Origin of the sequence: Actinosynnema sp. NPDC023794 (assembly GCF_040639675.1) — a bacterium.
In the GTDB taxonomy this organism is placed as follows: domain Bacteria; phylum Actinomycetota; class Actinomycetes; order Mycobacteriales; family Pseudonocardiaceae; genus Actinosynnema; species Actinosynnema luteola.
The window spans coordinates 1-19,900 of sequence record NZ_JBFAFR010000063.1; the positions used below are offsets into that span (position 1 = coordinate 1).

Consider the following 19,900-nt stretch of genomic DNA (forward strand, 5'->3'; position numbering starts at 1 on the left):
GACGTCGAGGGACACGGTCGCGAGGAGCACATCGTCGACGGCGTGGACTTGTCGCGCACGGTCGGCTGGTTCACCACCATCCACCCCGAGCGGCTGGGCGTGCCGGTGGTGGTGCCGGACAACGGCATCGGCTACGGCCTGCTGCGCTACCTGAACCCGGAAACCGCTGCCGTGCTGGAACAGCTGCCGACACCGCAGATCGCGTTCAACCACCACGGCCGGGTCGACACGTGGTCCGGCGAGCTGGTGCCGGAGGTGTTCCTGGGCAGCGGTCCCGTCACGCACGTGCTCCAGCTCAGCACGCTGGACACCGGTGAAGCCCTGGTGAGCACGTGGAGCTGGGCCGGTCTGGTGCTGTCCGAAGAGGACGTTCGCAGGCTGGCCGACCACTGGGCCGAGGCGGTGGCCGACGCGGACACCGTCGAGGTGCTGCCCTTGGCGCCGTTGCAGGAAGGCCTGCTCTTCCACGCCCTCTACGACGACCGGACGCCGGACGTCTACACGTCACAGCTCGTCTTGGAACTGACCGGCGACCTGGACCCCGACCGCCTGCGCGCCGCCGCGGCGGCCGTGCTGCGCCGCCACGGCGGTCTGCGTGCCGGGTTCCGGCATCGCGGTGCGGACCGGCCGGTGCAGGAGATCCACCCCGAGGTGGCCCTGGCGTGGACCGAGGTCGACCTCTCCGGCTTGCCGGACCCCGAGGAGTCCCGGCGTTCGGCGCTGGCCCGCGACCGGGCGCCGTTCGACCTCGCCCGGCCGCCCCTGGTCCGGTTCACCCTGATCCGCCGGCGCGACCGGTACGAGCTGGCGCTGACCAACCACCACATCCTGCTGGACGGCTGGTCCATGCCGGTGCTGGTGCGGGAGATACTGGCGCTGCACCAGGGCGTGGCGCTGCCGCCCGCGCCGTCGCTGCGCGAGCACTTGGCCTGGCTCGGCCGCCAGGACGACGAGGCCGCACGCCGGGCGTGGGCGGACGAGCTCGCCGGCGCCCGACCGACGCTGGTCGGCACCGGCCGGGAGCCGGCACCGTCCCGGCAGCTGACCGCTGAACTGCCCGAGGCGGCCACCGCGGCGCTGCTCGCCCTGGCCCGCCGGCACGCCGTGACGCTGAACGCGCTGGTCCAGGCGGCCTGGGCGGCGGTGCTCGGCCAACTCGCGGGCAGCGACGACGTGGTGTTCGGCACGACGGTCTCCGTCCGGTCGCCGGAGGTGCCCGGCGCGGAGTCGACCGTCGGCCTGCTGATCAACACCGTGCCCGTGCGCGTCGTGCTCGACCCGGTGCGCCCGCTGGTGGACGTGGCGCGCGCCCTGCACGGGCGACACGCCCGACTGCTGCCGCACCACCACCTCGGGCTGACCGCGATCCAGCAGTCGGCCGGCACGCCGAGGCTGTTCGACACCCTGGTGGTGTTCGAGAACTACCCGGTCGAGCCCGAACCGGTCGGCACGGGCGCGCCCCGGATCACGGGCGTGCGGGGCGAGGACAGCACGCACTACGCGCTCGCGTTGACCGTCACGCCCGGTCGCACGCTCGGCATGCGGCTGGAACACCGGCCCGACGCGGTCGACGGAGACGCGGCCGAAGCCCTGACCAGCCGGCTGGTGGCGGTGCTCGAACGCCTCGCCGCCGAACCCGACCGGCCGGTCCGGCACACCGCCGTGCTGACCGCCGAGGAACGCCACCGGATCGTCAGCGAGTGGAACGCCACCGACGTGCCGGTGCCCGGGCTGACGCTCGCCGAGCTGCTGGAGGCACAACGCGCCCGCACACCTCGGGCGACCGCGCTGGTCGACGGCGACACGGCGCTGTCCTACGAGGAGCTGCACGAGCGGGCCGACCGACTGGCCCGCGCGCTGGTGCGGCGCGGCGCGGGTCCGGAGCGCCTGGTCGCGGTCGCCCTGCCCCGGACCGCGGACCTGGTCGTCGGCCTGCTCGCCGTGCTGAAGTCCGGTGCGGCTTACCTGCCGGTCGAGCCGGGCAACCCGCCCGCCCGCACCGCCGCGATCTTCGCCGATGCCGCGCCCGTGCTGCTGCTGACCACCCCCGGCGCGCTGCCGGAGCACGACGTGCCGCGAGTCCTCGTCGACCAGGCCGACGACGCGGTGGTGGACCCGCCGACCGCACTGCCGGAGCACCCGGTCTGGGCGATGTACACCTCGGGCTCGACCGGCAGGCCTAAGGGCGTCGTGGTGTCCCAGGCCAACGCGGTCAACCTGGTGACGGCCATGCGCGACCGGCTCGCGCTCGACGCGGGCGACCGGGTGCTCGCGCTGACCCGGACCTCGTTCGACCCGTCGACCCTGGAGCTGTTCGCGCCGCTGCTCAGCGGCAGCGCGATCGTGCTCGCCGGTGGCGAACTGGTCCACGACGTGCCCGCGTTGCGCCGGCTGATCCGGCGGACCGGGGTGACGGTCGCGCAGGCCACCCCGAGCCTGTGGCGGATGGTCCTGGCCGACGGCGGCGACGAGCTGCGGTCCGTGCGCGTCCTGGCGGGTGGCGAGGCGTTGCCCGGCGACGTGGCCCGCGAGCTGGGCCGGCGATCGGCGGAGCTGACCAACCTGTACGGCCCCACCGAGACCACGGTCTGGTCGGTCGCCGCGGACCTGACCGGGCGCGACGGCGCGCCCATCGGCCGTCCGCTGGCCAACACCAGGGTGTACGTGCTGGACGGCTGGCTGCGGCCCGTGCCGGTCGGTGTCGCCGGTGAGCTGTACGTCGCCGGTGCGGGCGTCGCCCGCGGTTACGTGCGCGCGCCCGGGATGACCGCGGAGCGATTCGTCGCCGACCCGTTCGGGGCAGGCGGCGGTCGCCTGTACCGGACCGGCGACGTGGTGCGCTGGACGCCCGCGGGCGAGCTGGAGTTCCTGGGCCGGGGCGACGGCCAGGTCAAGCTCCGCGGCTTCCGGGTCGAGCTCGGTGAGGTCGAGGCGGTGCTCGCCGACTGCCCCGGGGTGTCGCAGGCGGTCGTGGTGCTGCGGGACGACACCCTGGTCGCCTACGTGGTCGCGGACGACGTGGCGGGTCTGCGCGAGCGTTGCGCGGCGGTGCTGCCGGACTATATGGTGCCGTCGGCGTTCGTCCGGCTGGACGCGCTCCCGTTGACGCCCAACAAGAAGCTCGACCGGTCCGCCCTGCCCGCTCCCGTGCTCGGCGCGTCGGCCGGTCGTGAGGCGGGCACGCCCGCGGAAGAGATCCTGTGCGGGTTGATGGCCGAGGTGCTCGGGGTCGACCGGGTCGGTGTGGACGACTCGTTCTTCGACCTGGGCGGCCACTCCCTGCTCGCCACCCGCCTGGTGAGCCGCATCCGCACGGTGTTCGCGGTGGAGCTGCCGGTCCGGGCCGTGTTCGACGCGCCCACCCCGGCCGCGCTGGCCGGCCGCACGCACGCCGCGGCCCGGGCCAGGACGCGGCTGCGGCGGCGGCCCAGACCGGCCGTCGTGCCGTTGTCGGCGGCCCAGCAGCGGCTGTGGTTCCTCAACCGCTTGGAGCCCGCCGGCTCTTACACCATCCCCCTGGCGATGTGGCTCACCGGCGAACTCGACGTCCCGGCGCTGCGGGCGGCCCTCGTCGACGTCGTGCGGCGGCACGAGTCGCTGCGCACCACCTTTCCCGACGTCGACGGCCGACCACACCAGGAGGTCCGTCCCGCCGAGGTCGTGCTGCCGGTCGTGGCCACCGGTCCCGACGAGCTGGACCGGCTGCTCACCGCGGCGGCACGGGAGCCCTTCGACCTGTCCCGCGACCTGCCGCTGCGGGCACGCCTGCACCGGCTGACGCCCGGTGAGCACATGCTGTCCCTGGTGGTGCACCACATCGCGGCCGACGGCTGGTCGCTGGAGGTGCTGACCCGCGACCTCGGCACGGCCTACGCGGCGCGGCTCGCCGGCGCCGCGCCGGAGTGGCCGGAGCTGCCCGTGCAGTACGCGGACTACACCCTGTGGCAACGCGACCTGCTCGCGGACGGCGACGAACCGCTCGTCACCCAGCTGGCCTACTGGACCGACCACCTCGCCGGGCTTCCCGACCGGCTCGCCCTGCCCGCGGACCGGCCGCCGGGCGCGGATCGCGACCGTGACGGCGGCGCCGCCGACCTGCGGATCACCGCCGACCTGCACCGCGACCTGGCGGCGTTCGCCCGCGAGAGCGGCGCCACCGTGTTCATGGTGGTGCAAGCCGGGTTGGCGGCGTTGCTCACCTCCCTCGGCGCGGGCACGGACATCCCGATCGGCACGCCGGTGGCGGGTCGGACGGACGAGGCGCTGCACGACCAGGTCGGCTGCTTCGTCAACACCCTGGTGCTGCGCACGGACACCTCCGGCGACCCCGCGTTCCGCGAGCTGCTGGGCCGCGTGCGGGACACGGACCTGGCCGCGCACGCCAACCAGGACGTGCCGTTCGAGCGGGTGGTGGACGCGATCGACCCGAGCCGGTCGCTGTCGCACGCGCCGCTGTTCCAGACGCTGCTCACGGTGCACAACGACACCGTGCGAGCGCCGGAGCTGCCCGGGCTGGTCGCCCGACCGCACCCGGTCGAGGTCGCCGACGCCAAGTTCGACCTGTCGGTCGACCTCGGCGGGCGGCCGGACGGCGGGCTGGGCGGGCACGTCCGCTACAGCCGCGCGTTGTTCGACCACGCGACCGCCGTGGCGTTCGCCGACCGGCTGGTGCGCGTGCTGCGTGCCGCTGTGAGCGCGCCCGACCTGCCGTTGCACCGGATCGAGGTGCTGGAGCCGGCGGATCGCGACCGGCGGATCGCGGGTGCTCGCGGACCGGTGCGCGAGACCGGGGGAACGGTGGTCGACCTGCTCGAGTCGGCGGTCGGCACGGTGCTCGACGGCGACACCAAACTGTCCACTGTGGACATCAATGCGCGGGCGAACCGGTTGGCGCGCCTGCTGGTGTCGCGTGGCGCCGGGCCCGAACGCCGGGTGGTGGTCGCGCTGCCCCGGTCGGCCGACCTGGTCGTGGCCTTGTGGGCGGTGCTGAAGTCGGGTGCGGCGTACGTCCCGGTGGACCCGGACTACCCGGCGCCGCGGATCGCGGACATGGCCGGCTGCGCGGAGCTGGCGGTGACCACGTCGGCGGTCACCGGGCTGCTGCCCGCGGGCGTGGACGCGGTGCTGCTGGACGAACCGGGAGTGGCGGACGGCTTCTCCGCCGCCGACCTCACCGACCGGGACCGGACGGCGCCATTGCTGCCGACGCACCCCGCCTACGTGCTGTTCACCTCGGGGTCCACCGGGACGCCGAAGGGTGTCGTGGTGGAGCACCGGTCGCTGGTCGACTACCTGACGTGGGCGCGCGAGGCGTACCGGGGCGCGTCCGGCACCGCCGTGCTCCACTCGTCCATCTCGTTCGACACCACCGTCACGACCCTGTACGTGCCCCTGCTGACCGGCGGTGCGATCAGGGTCGGCGAGGGCGCTCGCACGTTCCTGAAGGCGACCCCGAGCCACCTCCCGCTGCTGGCGGCGGCGCCGGCGGAGCAGCACCCGACCGCCGAACTGGTGCTGGCCGGTGAACGGCTGCCGCTCGGCGCGGTCGAGCGGTGGCGTGCCGAGCACCCCGCGGTGACCGTGGTCAACTCCTACGGGCCGACCGAGACCACGGTGAGCTGCACCGAGTACCGCGTCCCGCCGGGTGGTCGGATCGACGGCGCGGGCGGTTCGGTCCCGATCGGTCGCCCGCTGCCCAACACCGCGGTGTACGTGCTGGACGCGTGGCTGCGGCCGGTGCCGGCCGGGGTCACCGGTGAGCTGTACGTCGCGGGGGCCGGGCTGGCGCGGGGCTACCTGGACCGCTCGGACCTGACCGCGGACCGGTTCGTGGCGTGCCCGTTCGAGCCGGGCGGGCGGATGTACCGGACCGGTGACCTGGTCCGTGAGCTGCCGAGCGGCGACCTGGTGTTCGTCGGTCGTGCCGACGACCAGGTCAAGGTCCGCGGGCACCGGGTCGAGCCGGCCGAGGTCGAGGCCGCGTTGTGCGAGCGCGCCGACGTGGCGCAGGCCGCGGCGGCCGTGTCGGAGGACGGCAGGCTGGTCGCCTACGCGGTGTCGACGGCGGACTCGGCGGACCTGCGTGAACACCTCGTGCGAACGCTTCCCGGCCACCTGGTGCCGTCGGTCGTCGTGCCGCTGGACGCGTTGCCGTTGACGCCGAACGGCAAACTCGACCGCGCGGCCCTCCCCGCGCCACCGCGGCCGGAGGTGGGCCTGCGCGCGCCGCGCACGTCGGCGGAGGAGGTCCTCTGCGCGGCGTTCGCCAAGGCCCTGCGTCTGCCCGCGGTCGGCGTGGACGACGACTTCTTCCACCTGGGCGGCGACAGCATCATGTCCATCCAGGTGGTCAGCCTGGCCCGGGCCGCGGGTCTGCTGGTCACGCCGCGGGACGTGTTCCGGCGCCGCACGCCCGCCGCGCTCGCGTCGGTGTCTCGTGCGGCCGTCGAGCAGGCGGGTGAGGCGCCGGGCACGGCCGTCGGGGAGGTGCCGCTGACCCCCATCGTGCACCGGCTGCGGGAGCGTGGCCTGTCGGACGTCGAGGTGGACCGCTTCCACCAGTCGGTGGTGACGTCGGTGCCTGCGGGGATGGACGTGGTGGCCGCGGTGCAGCGGCTGGTGGACCGGCACGACGCGTTGCGCCTGCGGTTGACCGTGGAGGAGGAGTGGGGTCTCGACATCGGGCCGGTGGGGTCGGTGCGGGCCGAGGACCTCGTGACGCGGGTGGACGCGGCGACTACGGTTCGCGAGGCGACGGAAGCGGCGGTCGCGCGGCTCGCACCCCGGCATCGGATGGTGTTGCAGGTCGTGTGCTTGGACGGCTCGCCGGGACGGTTGCTGCTGGTGGCACACCACTTGGTGGTCGACGGCGTCTCGTGGCGGATTCTGCTGGCCGACCTGCGATCCGGAGACGCCGCGCCGGCGCCCACCTCGGTGCGCGGGTGGGCCACTGGCCTGGCGCGTGCGGCGGCGGACCCGGCGAGGGAGGCGGAACTGCCACTGTGGACGGACGTGCTGACCACCCCCGACCCGCCGCTGTCCGGTCCGGCCGTACCGGGTGATGCCGGGCCGGGAGGTGTCGGGCCGGGCGGTGCGGGGCGAGGCGGGGTCAAGCCGAACCGTGCGGTAGCGAGGTCGGTGCGGCTGACCCTGCCGGTGTCGCTTGCCGAAGCCGTGCTGACGACCGCGCCCGCCGCGTTCCGGGCGGGTGTGGAGGACATCCTCCTGACCGGGCTCGCCCTCGCCATCGGGCGGTGGCGGCCGGGGCGCGGCACGGCCGTGCTGCTCGACCTCGAGCGACACGGACGCGAGCAGGAGTTGGTGCCCGGCGCCGACCTCTCCCGCACGGTCGGGTGGTTCACCAGCCTGCACCCCGTGCGGCTCGATCCCGGACGCCCCGACCTGGCCGACCCGCTCGCCGTCGGACGCGCGGTCAAGGTGGTGAAGGAGCAGGTGCGGGCGTTCCCGGCCAACGGTGCCGGGTACGGCCTGCTGCGCTACCTCAACCCGCGCACCCGCGACCACCTCGCGGTGTTCCCGCCGCGGCAGCTGTGCTTCAACTACCTCGGCCGCGTCAGCGCCGAACCATCGGACGACGACGTGTCGGCCGGGTTCCGCCCACCACCCGCCTACCCGTTGACGATCAACGCGATCACCCACGACCTACCGGGCGGCCCGGTGCTCGTCGCGACCGTGGAGTGGCCGGTGGGGCTCTTCCCGGACGACGACGTCGCCCGACTCACCTCCGCGTGGCAGCACGCCCTGACCGCGGTGGTCGGCGCCGCTGCCACGCCGGACGCGGGCGGGTGGACGCCGTCCGACGCGGACCACCTCGACCTCACCCAGGACGACATCGACCGGTTCGAGCGCGACCTGCGCGCCGACATCGAGGGGTTGGCATGACCGGATCACCGATCGAGCACCTGTACCCGCTGTCGCCTTTGCAGGCCGGTCTGTTCTTCCACACCCAGTACGAGACCGACGGACCGGACGTCTACACGGTGCAGCTCGCCCTGGACCTCGACGGCCCGGTCGACGCGGCGAGGATGCGCGACGCGGCGCGCGCCCTGGTGCGCGCCCACCCGTGCCTGCGCACGTGCTTCCGGCAGAGCGGTGCGGGCGAGCCGGTGCAGGTCGTGGTCCGCGACGCTGATCCGCCGTGGCACGAGGCGGACCTCGACGACGAACGGCTGGCCGACTGGATGGCGACGGACCGGGCGCGGCGCTTCGACGTGTCACGACCGCCGCTGGTCCGGTTCGCGCTGCTCCGCCGCGGCCCGGACCGGCACCGGCTGGTGATCACCAACCACCACCTGGTGGTGGACGGCTGGTCGAAGCCCGCCCTGGTGGGCGACCTGCTCACGCTGTACCGGTCCGCCACCCCGCCGTCCCGACCGCCGTACCGCGACTACGTGGACTGGGTCGCCGCACAGGACCGTGACGCGTCGACGGCGGCGTGGCGAGCCGAACTGTCCGGTGTGGATGGTCCGACGCTGGTCGCGCCGGGCGCCCGGGGCACCGCGGTGCCCGAGCACCTCGCGGTCCGCTTGGCCGAACCGCTCACCGCCAGGCTCGGCGACCTCGCCCGTGAGCACGGCGTCACGCTGAACACCGTCGTGCAGGCCGCGTGGGCGGTGCTGCTCGGCGTGCTCACCGGCCGTGACGACGTCGTCTTCGGCACCACGGTGTCCGGTCGGCCGGCGGAGGTGCCCGGCGTCGAGGCCATGATCGGCATGTTCGTCAACACCGTCACGGTCAGGGCCCGGCTCGACCCGGCGGGTTCGGTGGCGGAGCTGCTCACCGGCCTGCACGAGCAGCAGGTCCGCACCATGCCGCACCGGCACGTCGGCCTCGGCGACGCCGGGCAGCTGTTCGACACGCTGGTGTCGTTCCAGAACTTCCCGGTCGACGCGAACGCGCTCGACGCCGGGGCCGCGCTGACGGTGTCCGGCGTGGACGTCCGGGACGCCAGCCACTACCCGCTGGTCCTGGTCGCCGCGCCCGGCGACCGGTTGGCGCTCACCCTGGAGCACCGGCCGGACGTGTTCGACAAGTCGCGGGTCGGGGCGCTGGCCGATCGCCTGGTGCGGGTCTTCGAGCACCTGGTCGACCCGCGCACGGACCTGCTCACGGACGACGAGCGGGCCAGGCTCGCCGACTGGGGCACGGGCGTCGAGCACTCCGTGCCCGCCCGGTCCGTGCCCGAGGTGTTCGCCGACGTCGTCGCCCGTACGCCGGACGCGATCGCGATCACCGCCGGGCCGCGCCGGGTCACCTACCGGGAGCTGGACGAGTGGTCCGACCGGATCGCCGCCCGCCTCGACCTGCCGCCGGAGTCACCGGTCGGGATCATGGTGGAACGCTCGCCCGACCTCGTGGCCGCGCTGCTCGGCGTGCTCAAGGCGGGTGGGTGCTACGTGCCGCAGCACCCGTCGGTCCCGGACTCCCGGGTGCGGACGGCACTGGCCGGCGCCACCGCGATCCTGGCCGACGACGTGTGGCGCGAACGGGCGAGCCGGTTCGGCACCGTCCTGACGACGGACCCGACCGACCCGACAAACCCGCCTGGCACCGCGACCGCCGCCCCACGCACGATCCACCCCGACCGGTTGGCGTACGTCATGCACACCTCCGGGTCGACCGGCGTGCCCAAGGGCGTCGCCGTGACCCACCGCGACATCGTGTCGTTCGCCGCCGACACCCGCTGGAGGTCCGGCGCGCACCGACGCGTGCTGGCCCACTCGCCGATCGCGTTCGACGCTTCCACCTACGAACTGTGGACGCCGTTGCTCCAGGGCGCCGAGGTGGTGTTCGGCGCACCGGAGGACGCACGACGCCACGGCGTCTCCGCCGTCTTCCTGACCAGCGCGCTGTTCAGCGCGCTCGACCCGGAGGCGGTGTCCGGCGTGGCAGAGGTGTGGGTCGGCGGCGACGTGGTGTCCCCGACCGCGGTGCGACGCGTGCTCGAAGCCTCCCCGGTCACCACGGTCGTGAACGTCTACGGCCCCACCGAGACCACCGCGTTCGCGACCAGCCACCCGGTCCGCGACACCGACGGCCCACTGCCCGTCGGCCGCCCGATGGACAACCTCCGGGCGCACGTCCTGAACTCCCGCCTCGCGCCCGTGCCGCCCGGCGCCACCGGTGAGCTGTACCTCTCGGGCGCCGGTGTGGCACGCGGCTACCTCGGCCAACCCGCTCGCACCGCCGAGCGGTTCGTGGCCGGCCAGGACGGCGAACGCAGGTACCGGACCGGCGACGTCGTCCGCTGGAACGCCGACGGTGAACTGGAGTTCCTCGGCCGCGCGGACGACCAGGTGAAGATCCGCGGCTTCCGGGTCGAGCCCGGCGACGTCGAGTCGGTCCTCAGTGGACACCCCGACGTCGAGCAGGTCGCGGTGATCGCCCGCGACGACCGGTCGGGCGAGCGCCGCCTCGTCGCGTACGTGTCGCCCCGGCGCAACGAGCGACCCGACCCCGGACACCTGCGGGCGTTCGCGGCCGAGGCCCTGCCGGAGTACTCGGTGCCCGACGCGTTCGTCGTGCTCGACCGGTTGCCCCTCAACGACAACGGCAAGATCGACCGCACCGCCCTGCCCGCGCCGGACCGGGTGGCGGCCACCTCGGACCTACGGCCGCGCACACCCGTCGAGGAGAGCCTCTGCGCGTTGTTCGCCGAGGTGCTCGGTCTGCCCGAGGTCGGGGTGGACGACGACTTCTTCGCCCTGGGCGGCCACTCCATCCAGGCGACCAAGCTGGTCAGCCGGATCAGGCGGGCGCTCGGCGTCGAGCTGCGGATGCGCGGCCTGTTCGACGCGCCGACCGTCGCCGGGCTGGCCGAGCACCTGGCGACGGCGGAAGCGGCACGCCCCGCGCTGCGACCGATGCGCGGTCTGACCGAAACGAGGACGACACCGTGATCCCCCTGTCGTACGCCCAGCGCGGGATGTGGCTGCTCAACCGCCTGGAGGGCGGCTACACGATCCCGCTGGCCATGCGGATCTCCGGTCCGCTGCACGTGCCCGCGTTGCGCGCCGCGCTGGCCGACGTGGTGGCCAGGCACGAGGCGCTGCGCACGGTCTTCCCCGAGGTCGACGGGCTGCCGCGGCAGGTGGTGCTGGACGCGGTGCCCGAGCTGCCCGTCGTGGACGTGCCGGAGGACCGGCTGGCCGCCGAGCTGGGCGCCGCCGGCGCGCGCGGGTTCGACCTGACCACCGAGGTGCCGTTGCGGGCCACGCTGTTCCGGGTCGGCGACGGGCACGTGCTCCTGCTCGTGCTGCACCACATCGCGGGCGACGGCTGGTCGATGGCGCCGCTGGCCGGCGACCTGTCCGCGGCCTACCGGGCGCGGGTCGGCGGCCGGCCCCCGCAGTGGCCGCCGCTGCCCGTCCAGTACGGCGACTTCGCGCTGTGGCAGCGGGAGGTGCTCGGCGACGAGGACGACCCCGGCAGCCCGATCGCCGCTCAGCTGGCTTACTGGCGGCGACGGTTGGCCGACCTGCCGGAGGAGCCGGTGCTGCCGACCGACCGGCCCCGGCCCGCCACTCCCGACCACCGGGCGGACGCGGTCGCGTTCACCGTCGGACCCGGCCTGCACCGCGCCTTGGCCGAGTGGGCGCGCGAGCACCGGGCCAGCCTCTTCATGGTCGTGCAGGCCGGGCTGGCGGCACTGCTGTCACGGCTCGGCGCGGGCGACGACATCCCGGTGGGCAGCCCCGTGTCCGGCCGCACCGACGAGGCCTTGGAGAACCTGGTCGGCTTCTTCGTGAACACGGTGGTGCTGCGCACCGACACCTCGGGCGACCCGACCGCGGCCGAGCTGGTCCAGCGCGTCCGCGAGGCCGACCTGGAGGCGTTCGCGAACCAGGACGCGCCGTTCGACCGGGTGGTCGAGGAGCTGAACCCGGTGCGTTCGGCGGCGCACAACCCGCTGTTCCAGGTCATGCTCGCGCTCCAGAACACCGACGCGGTCGAGCTCGAGCTGGCCGGGCTCGAGGTGAGGGTCGAGCCGGTGGACATCGGGACCACCAAGTTCGACCTGTCGGTCGGCGTGCGGGAACGGCACACCGCCGACGGCGGCTGCGCGGGCGTCGAGGGCGCCGTCCGGTACCGGGTCGACCTGTTCGACCGGGACACCGTCGAGGCGTTCGCCGAACGGCTGGTCCGCGTGCTCGCCGAGATGGTCGCCGACCCGGGCCTGCCGCTGAGCGAGCTCGACGTCTTCGCGCCGGGGGAGCGCCACCGGCTGCTGGTCGAGTGGAACGAGCCCCGCCGGGTGCCCGCCGACACGTGGCCCGCGCTGTTCGAGGCGCAGGTGGACCGCACCCCGGACCGCCCGGCGCTGACGTGCGGCCCGACGACGCTCACCTACGCCGAGCTGAACGCCAGGGCGAACCGCCTGGCGCACTGGCTGATCGGGCGGGGCGTCGGGCCGGAGCAGCGGGTCGCGGTCGCGTTCCCGCGGTCGGTCGAGCACGTCGTGGCCGTGCTCGCGGTGCTCAAGGCGGGCGCCGCCTACGTGCCCGTGGACGTCGACCACCCGACCCAGCGGATCGACCTGCTGCTGGAGGACGCCTCGCCCGCCGTGGTGCTGTCCGAGGAACCGGACCTGACGGGCTGTCCCCCGCGCAACCCCGTCGACGCCGACCGGACCACGCCGCTGCACCACACCCACCCCGCCTACGTCGTGTTCACGTCCGGGTCGACCGGGCGGCCGAAAGGCGTGGTCGTGCCCCACACCGGGATCGCCGGGCTGGCGGCGCACCACGCCGACCGGTACCACATCACCCCGGACAGCCGGGTGGCGCAGTTCGTGTCGCCCGCCTTCGACGTGGCGGTGTCCGAGCTGTGCCTGGCGCTGCTGTCGGGCGCGTGCCTGGTGGTGCCCGCGCGCCAACCGTTCGGCGCCGAGACGGCGGCGTTCCTCGCCGAACGCGGGATCACGCACGTCCACCTGCCGCCGTCGGTGCTGGCCGGTGTGCCCAGGACCGCGCTGCCCGCGCTGCGGGTGCTGATCACCGGCGCCGAGACCTGCCCGCCGGAGCTGGCCGCGTTCTGGTCGCGGGACCGGCGGCTGGTCAACGCCTACGGCCCGACCGAGGCCACGGTGGACGTGACCTCGTGGGTCCGCGAGCCGGACGTCGCGCCGGGACCCATGCCGATCGGGCGGCCGATCGCCGGAGCCCGCGCGTACGTGCTCGACGCCGCGCTGCGCCCCGTGCCGCCGGGCGCCACGGGCGAGCTGTACGTGTCGGGCACGGGGCTGGCCAGGGGCTACCTGAACCGGCCCGACCAGACCGCCGACCGGTTCGTCGCCTGTCCGTTCGAGCACGGCGCCCGGATGTACCGCACCGGAGACCTGGCGCGGTGGAGCTCCGCCGGGCTGCTCCGCTTCGCCGGACGAGCCGACGACCAGGTCAAGCTGCGCGGCGTGCGGGTCGAACCCGGCGAGGTGGAGGCCGTGTTCACCGCGCGCCCCGAGGTCGCCGCGGCGGCGGCCGTCGTGCGCGAGGACCGGCCCGGCGACCAGCGGCTGGTGGTCTACGTCGTGCCAGAGGGCCACGTCGACCCGGAGCGGTTGCGGTCGCACGCCGCGCGGTCCCTGCCCGCCACCCTGGTGCCCGCCGCCGTCGTGGCGCTGGAGTCGTTGCCCCTGACACCGCACGGGAAGCTGGACCGCCGCGCGCTGCCCGCACCGGAGTTCAGCGTCGGCGCCCGCGCGCCGCGAACGGCCCGCGAAGAGGTGCTGTGCGGGCTGTTCGCCGACGTGCTCGGCGTGCCCGAGGTCGGCGTGGACGACGACTTCTTCCGCCTCGGCGGGCACTCCCTGCTCGCCGCACGCCTGGTCGGCCTGGTCCGCGCCGCGCTGGGCGCGGACGTGCCGCTGCGGGCGGTGTTCGAACACCCCACCCCGGGCGCGTTGGCCGATCGGCTCGGCGTCCCCGCCCGCCCGCCGCTGCGCCCGGTGACCCGGCCGGACCGCGTGCCGCTGTCGCCCGCGCAGCGCAGGCTGTGGTTCCTCAACCGGTTCGAGCCGGACGACGCGACCTACAACGTCCCGCTGGCCCTGCGGCTGTCCGGGCCGCTCGACGTGACCGCGCTCCGGCACGCGCTCGGCGACCTGGTGTCGCGCCACGAAGCGCTGCGGACCGTTTTCCCCGAGACCGACGGCGAACCCGAGCAGGTCGTGGTGGACGTGCGGCCGGTCCTGCCGGTCGACCGCGTCGACGACCTCGCCGGTGAGCTGCGGCGGCGCGCGGCGCGCGGGTTCGACCTGACCGCCGAGCCGCCGTTCCGGGCACACCTGTTCCGGTCGGGCGACGACCACGTGCTCCTGCTGGTGCTGCACCACATCGCGGGCGACGGCCCGTCGGCGGGACCGCTGGCCCGCGACCTGTCCACCGCCTACGCCGCCCGCCTGGAGGGCGACGCGCCCGACTGGCCGCCGCTGCCGGTGCAGCACATCGACCACACCCTCTGGCAGCGCGACGTGCTCGGCGACGAGGACGATCCCGACAGCCCGATCGCCGCCCAGCTGGCGTACTGGCGGCGGCAGCTGGCGGACCTGCCGGGCGAGGTGGCGCTGCCCGTGGACCGGCCGCGGACGGGCACGTCCGGCCGGCGCGGCGACGGCGTGCCCGTCGTCCTCGGCGCGGACACCGCGCGGCGGCTGACCCGGCTCGCCCGCGAGCACGGCGCCAGCCCGTTCATGGTGCTCCAGGCCGCCATCGCGGTCCTGCTCTCCCGGCTCGGCGCGGGCGACGACATCCCGTTGGGCACCTCGCTGTCCGGCCGGACCGAGCCGGTGCTGGACGAGGTGGTCGGGTTGTTCGTCAACACCGTGGTGCTGCGGGTCGACACGTCGGGCGACCCCAGCGCGGCCGAGCTGGTCGAACGGGTGCGGGAGACCACGTTGGCCGCGTTCGACCACCGGGACGTGCCGTTCGACCGGGTGGTCGAGGAGCTGAACCCGGTGCGGTCGCCGTCGCGCAACCCGCTGTTCCAGGTGCTGGTGTCACTCGACCACGACACCGGGCCGGTCGGCGCGAACCTGCCCGGGCTGACCGCCGCCGTGGAGCCGATCGCGGCCGCCGCCACCAAGTTCGACCTGGCCTTCGCGTTCACCGAGCAGGCGGCCGGGGGGTGGGCGGGCGTGGTCACCTACCGGGTCGACCTGTTCGACCGCCGCACGGCCGAGGACGTCGCCGAGCGGCTGGTGCGGGTGCTCGACGCGATGGCCGACGCGCCGGCGACGCCGGTCGGGCGGATCGCCGTCCTCGGTCCGGGTGAGCACGCCCGCCTGCTGGCCGGTTCGCGCGGCGCGGACCACCCGGTGCCGCCGACCACCCTGCCGGAGGTGGTCGCGGCACAGGCGGCGCGCACACCCGACGCGCCTGCCGTGATCACCGACGGCACCGCCCTGACCTACGCCGGACTGGACGAGCGGGCAACCGCGCTGGCCCGCCGGCTGACCGGGCACGGCGTGCGCGCCGGGCAGGTCGTCGCCGTCGCGCTGCCCAGGACCGCCGACCTGCCGGTCGCGTTGCTCGCGGTGGCCAAGGCGGGTGCGGCGTACCTCCCGATCGACCCCGGCTACCCGCCTGCGCGGGTGCGGCGGGTGCTCGACGACGCACGGCCGGTCCTGGTGGTCGACCCCGAGTTCCTGCTCGCCGACACCCCGCCGGGGCCGATCGCGGCGCCGCCACACCCGCACGAGGCCGCCTACGTCCTGCACACGTCGGGCTCGACGGGCGAACCCAAGGGCGTCGTGGTCCAGCACGCGGGTCTGGTGAGCCACCTGGCGTGGATGGCCGCCGAGTACGGCGTCGGACCCGGTGACGTGGTGCTGGCCCGGACGTCGGCGAGCTTCGACGCCTCCACGTGGGAGCTGTGGCTGCCCCTGGTCACGGGCGCGGCGGTCTGCCTGGCCCCGACCGGGACGGTCACCGACCCGGAGGAGTTCGCGTCGTTCGCCCGGCGGCACGGTGTGACCGTGGCCCAGTTCGTGCCCTCCCTGCTGGGTGCCCTGTCCGGCACGCCGGCGTGGCCGTCGCTGCGGCTGCTGTTCAGCGGCGGCGAGGTGCTGCCCGCTCGCCTCGCCGAGCGGATCGCCGCCGACTGGCGGGTGCCGGTGGTGAACCTGTACGGGCCGACCGAGACCACGGTCCAGGTCACCGCAGGCCGGTGGCGGCCGCGGCGCGGCCGTGCCGCGGCTCCGATCGGCGTCCCCGTGTGGAACACGCGGGTCTACGTGCTCGACCGGCGGCTCCAGCCGGTGCCCGACGGTGTCGTCGGCGAGCTGTACGTCGCCGGCGTGCAGGTGGCGCGCGGCTACCTCGGCCGACCGGGCGCTACCGCCGAGCGGTTCACCGCGTGCCCGTTCGAGCCCGGCGCCCGCATGTACCGCACCGGGGACCTGGGTCGACGGACCGACGAGGGCGGCCTGGAGTTCGTCGGCCGGGCCGACGACCAGGTGAAGGTGCGCGGCTTCCGGGTCGAGCCGGGTGAGGTCGAGTCGGCGCTGGGGGCGCTGCCCGGGGTGGCCGCCGCCGCGGTGGTCGCACGGGACCAGCGGCTGGTCGCCTACGTCGTCGGACCCGGGTTGTCCGCGGAGTGGCTGCGGTCAGGGCTGGCCGCGACGTTGCCCGCACACCTGGTGCCGTCGGCGTTCGTGCCGCTGGACGCGTTGCCGATGACGCCGAACGGCAAGCTGGACCGGGCGGCGCTGCCCGCGCCCGGCGCCGGTGGCCGGAGCCGACCGCCCCGGTCGCCGCGCGAGGAGGTGCTGTGCGGGTTGTTCGCCGAGGTGCTCGGCGCCGACCGGGTCGGGGTGCACGACTCGTTCTTCGACCTCGGCGGGCACTCGCTGCTCGCTACCCGGCTGATCAGCAGGGTGCGGGCGGTCCTCGGCGTCGAGCTGCCGATCCGCGCCCTGTTCGAGGCGCCGACGGTGGCGGGCCTGGCCGAACGGCTGCCGCGGGGCGCACCGCGGCCCGCGCTCACGCCCGTGGCGCGACCGGACCGGGTGCCGTTGTCGTCCGCCCAGCGCAGGCTGTGGTTCCTCAACCGGTTCGGCGACGACGACGTGCACTACAACACCCCGTTGGCGTTGCGGCTCACGGGCGAGCCGGACGTCGGTGCGCTGCGCGCGGCGGTGCGTGACGTGGCGGAGCGGCACGACGTGCTGCGGACCGTCCTGCCGGACGAGGACGGCGTGCCCTGTCAGCGGGTGCTCGACTCACCGCCGGACCTGGAGGTGGTCGACCTCCCGGAGACGGACCTGGCCGCTGCCCTCACCGCCACCCTGGAGACGCGGTTCGACCTCGCCGCGGACGTCCCGCTGCGGGCACGGCTGTTCGCGCTGTCGCCCACCGAGCACGTGTTGCTGCTGGTCGTGCACCACGTGGCCGCCGACGGCTGGTCGCTGGCGCCGCTGCTGCGCGACCTGTCCGCCGCGTACACCGCACGACACGCGGGAGGGGCGCCGTCCTGGCCCGAGCTGCCCGTGCGGTACGCCGACTACGCGCTCTGGCAGCAGCGCGTGCTGGGCGGGACCGACGACCCGGACGGCCTGGCGGGCTCCCAGCTGCGCTACTGGACGCGTCAGCTGGCCGGCCTGCCGGACGAACTGCCCCTGCCGCTGGACCGGCCCCGGCCCGCCGTGCGGTCCGGCCGGGGCGGCCGGGTCGCGTTCGGGGTGGACCCGGAACTGCACCGCGGCGTCGCGGAGCTGGCCCGTCGGCACGGCGCCACGGTGTTCATGGTGGTGCAGGCCGCCGTCGCCGTGGTGCTGACCAAGCTCGGCGCGGGCCGGGACGTGCCGATGGGCTGCGTGGTCGCGGGCCGCACCGACGCCGCCCTGGACGACCTCGTGGGCTTCTTCGTCAACACGCTCGTGCTGCGCACCGACACGTCCGGCGACCCGACCGCGGCGGAGCTGGTCGAGCGGGTCCGCGACACGGACCTCGACGCGTACGCGCACCAGGACCTGCCGTTCGAGCGGCTGGTCGAGGAGCTGAACCCGGTCCGCTCGCAGGCGCGCACCCCGCTGTTCCAGGTGATGCTGTCGTTCCAGAACACCGACGGCGTGAGCACGGACCTGTTCCCGGGGCTGCGGTGCGCCGCGGAGCCGGTCGCCTCGGACGCCACCAAGTTCGACCTCACGTTCGGGTTCGGCGAGCACGCGGGCGGGTCGGGGCTCAGCGGCACCGTGGAGTACAGCGCGGACCTGTTCGACCGGGACACCGTCGAGGGGGTCGCGGCGCGGCTGCTGCGGGTGCTCCGCGCGATGGTGGCCGACCCGGACGTGCCGCTGAGCCGGGTCGACGTGCTCAGCGCGGTCGAGCGGGACTCGGCGCTCGGCGGCGTCGACGTCGAGGTCGAGCCGCGGACGGTGACCGCCCTGTTCGCGGCGCAGGTCGCGGCGCGGCCGGACGCGGTCGCCGTGGTGTGCGGCGAGGACCGCGTCACGTACGCGGAGCTGGACGTCCGCGCCGACCGGGTGGCCCGGGCGCTGGTGGCGCGCGGTGTCGGCCCGGAGCGGCTCGTCGCCGTCGTGCTGCCCCGGTCGGCCGGCCTGGTGGTGGCGCTGCTCGCGGTGCTCAAGGCGGGCGGCGCGTACGTGCCGGTGGACCCGGACTACCCGGCCGAGCGGATCGAGCTGCTGGTCCGGGAGGCGGACCCGGCGCTGGTGGTCACCGCCGAGGTGCTGCGCGAGCTGGAGTCGGGGGAACCGGCTGATCAGTCCACTTCGGACGTGCGGCCGTCGCACCCCTGCTACGTGATCTACACGTCGGGTTCGACCGGTCGACCCAAGGGTGTGGTGGTGTCGCACGAGAACGTCGTGCGGCTGCTCGACGCGACCCGGCCGCTGTTCGGGTTCGGCCCGGACGACGTGTGGACCCTGTTCCACTCCTACGCCTTCGACTTCTCGGTGTGGGAGCTGTGGGGCGCGCTCGCCCACGGTGGCAGGCTGGTCGTCGTGCCGCGTCCGGTGACCCGTTCGCCGGAGGAGTTCCTGGACCTGCTGGCGACCGAGAGGGTGACGGTGCTCAACCAGACCCCGACCGCGTTCGCGCAGCTGACGCCACGCGACGGGCTGTCGCTGCGGTGGGTGATCTTCGGTGGTGAGGCGCTGGACGCCGCGAGCACGGCCGGGTGGCACGGCCTCACGGGTCTGGTCAACATGTACGGCATCACCGAGACGACCGTGCACGTCACCCACCACGTGCTGGAGCCGTCGGAGACCGGCGGCCCGATCGGCGCGGCCCTGCCCAACCTGCGCGCCTACGTCCTGGACGACGACCTGAACCCCGTGCCGCCCGGGGTGGCGGGGGAGCTGCACGTGTCCGGCGGCCAACTCGCCCGCGGCTACCTCGGGCAGCCCGCGCTCACCGCGGAGCGGTTCGTCGCCGACCCGTTCGGGCCGCCCGGCAGCCGGATGTACCGCAGCGGCGACCTCGTCCGCCGCACCGACGGCGGTCTGCGGTACCTGGGCCGTGCCGACGACCAGGTCAAGGTCCGCGGGTTCCGCATCGAACCCGGTGAGGTCGCCGCGGCGCTCGGCACGCGTGCCGACGTCGCCACAGCGGCCGTGATCGTCCACGACGGGCGGCTGGTCGCCTACGTCGTGCCCGCGCCCGGGGCGACCGTGCGGGCGGAGGCGTTGCGGGAGCACCTGGCCGGGGTGCTGCCGGAGCACATGGTGCCCGCGGTGTTCGTGGTGTTGGACGAGTTGCCGTTGACGGACAACGGAAAGCTGGACCGTGCGGCCCTTCCCGCACCGCGGGCTGAGGTGCGGCCGGTGGCCGTCGCTCCTCGTTCTCGGGTGGAGGGGGTGTTGGCTGGTTTGTTCGGTGAGTTGTTGGGTGTGGGTTCGGTGGGTGTGGAGGATGATTTTTTC

General features: G+C 74.8%; 3 protein-coding genes. All 3 read left to right on the top strand.

Going from position 1 to position 19,900, the window contains the following annotated elements:
• Positions 1-7,902: amino acid adenylation domain-containing protein (locus AB0H12_RS44195; RefSeq protein ID WP_499632500.1), on the top strand; the 7,902-nt coding region annotated here is incomplete at its 5' end.
• Positions 7,899-10,919 carry a non-ribosomal peptide synthetase gene (locus AB0H12_RS44200; protein ID WP_499632504.1) on the top strand — a complete coding sequence of 1,007 codons (3,021 nt, stop codon included), beginning with the start codon at positions 7,899-7,901 and terminating at the stop codon, positions 10,917-10,919. The genes AB0H12_RS44195 and AB0H12_RS44200, both read left to right, overlap by 4 nt.
• A partial coding sequence (locus tag AB0H12_RS44205) for a non-ribosomal peptide synthetase (RefSeq protein WP_499632507.1) occupies positions 10,916-19,900 on the top strand: 8,985 nt, incomplete at its 3' end. The genes AB0H12_RS44200 and AB0H12_RS44205, both read left to right, overlap by 4 nt.

Bases quoted from the DNA above. Each gene is read 5' to 3' on its own strand.
- AB0H12_RS44200 (WP_499632504.1), top strand. From the start codon at position 7,899: ATGACCGGATCACCGATCGAGCACCTGTACCCGCTGTCGCCTTTGCAG.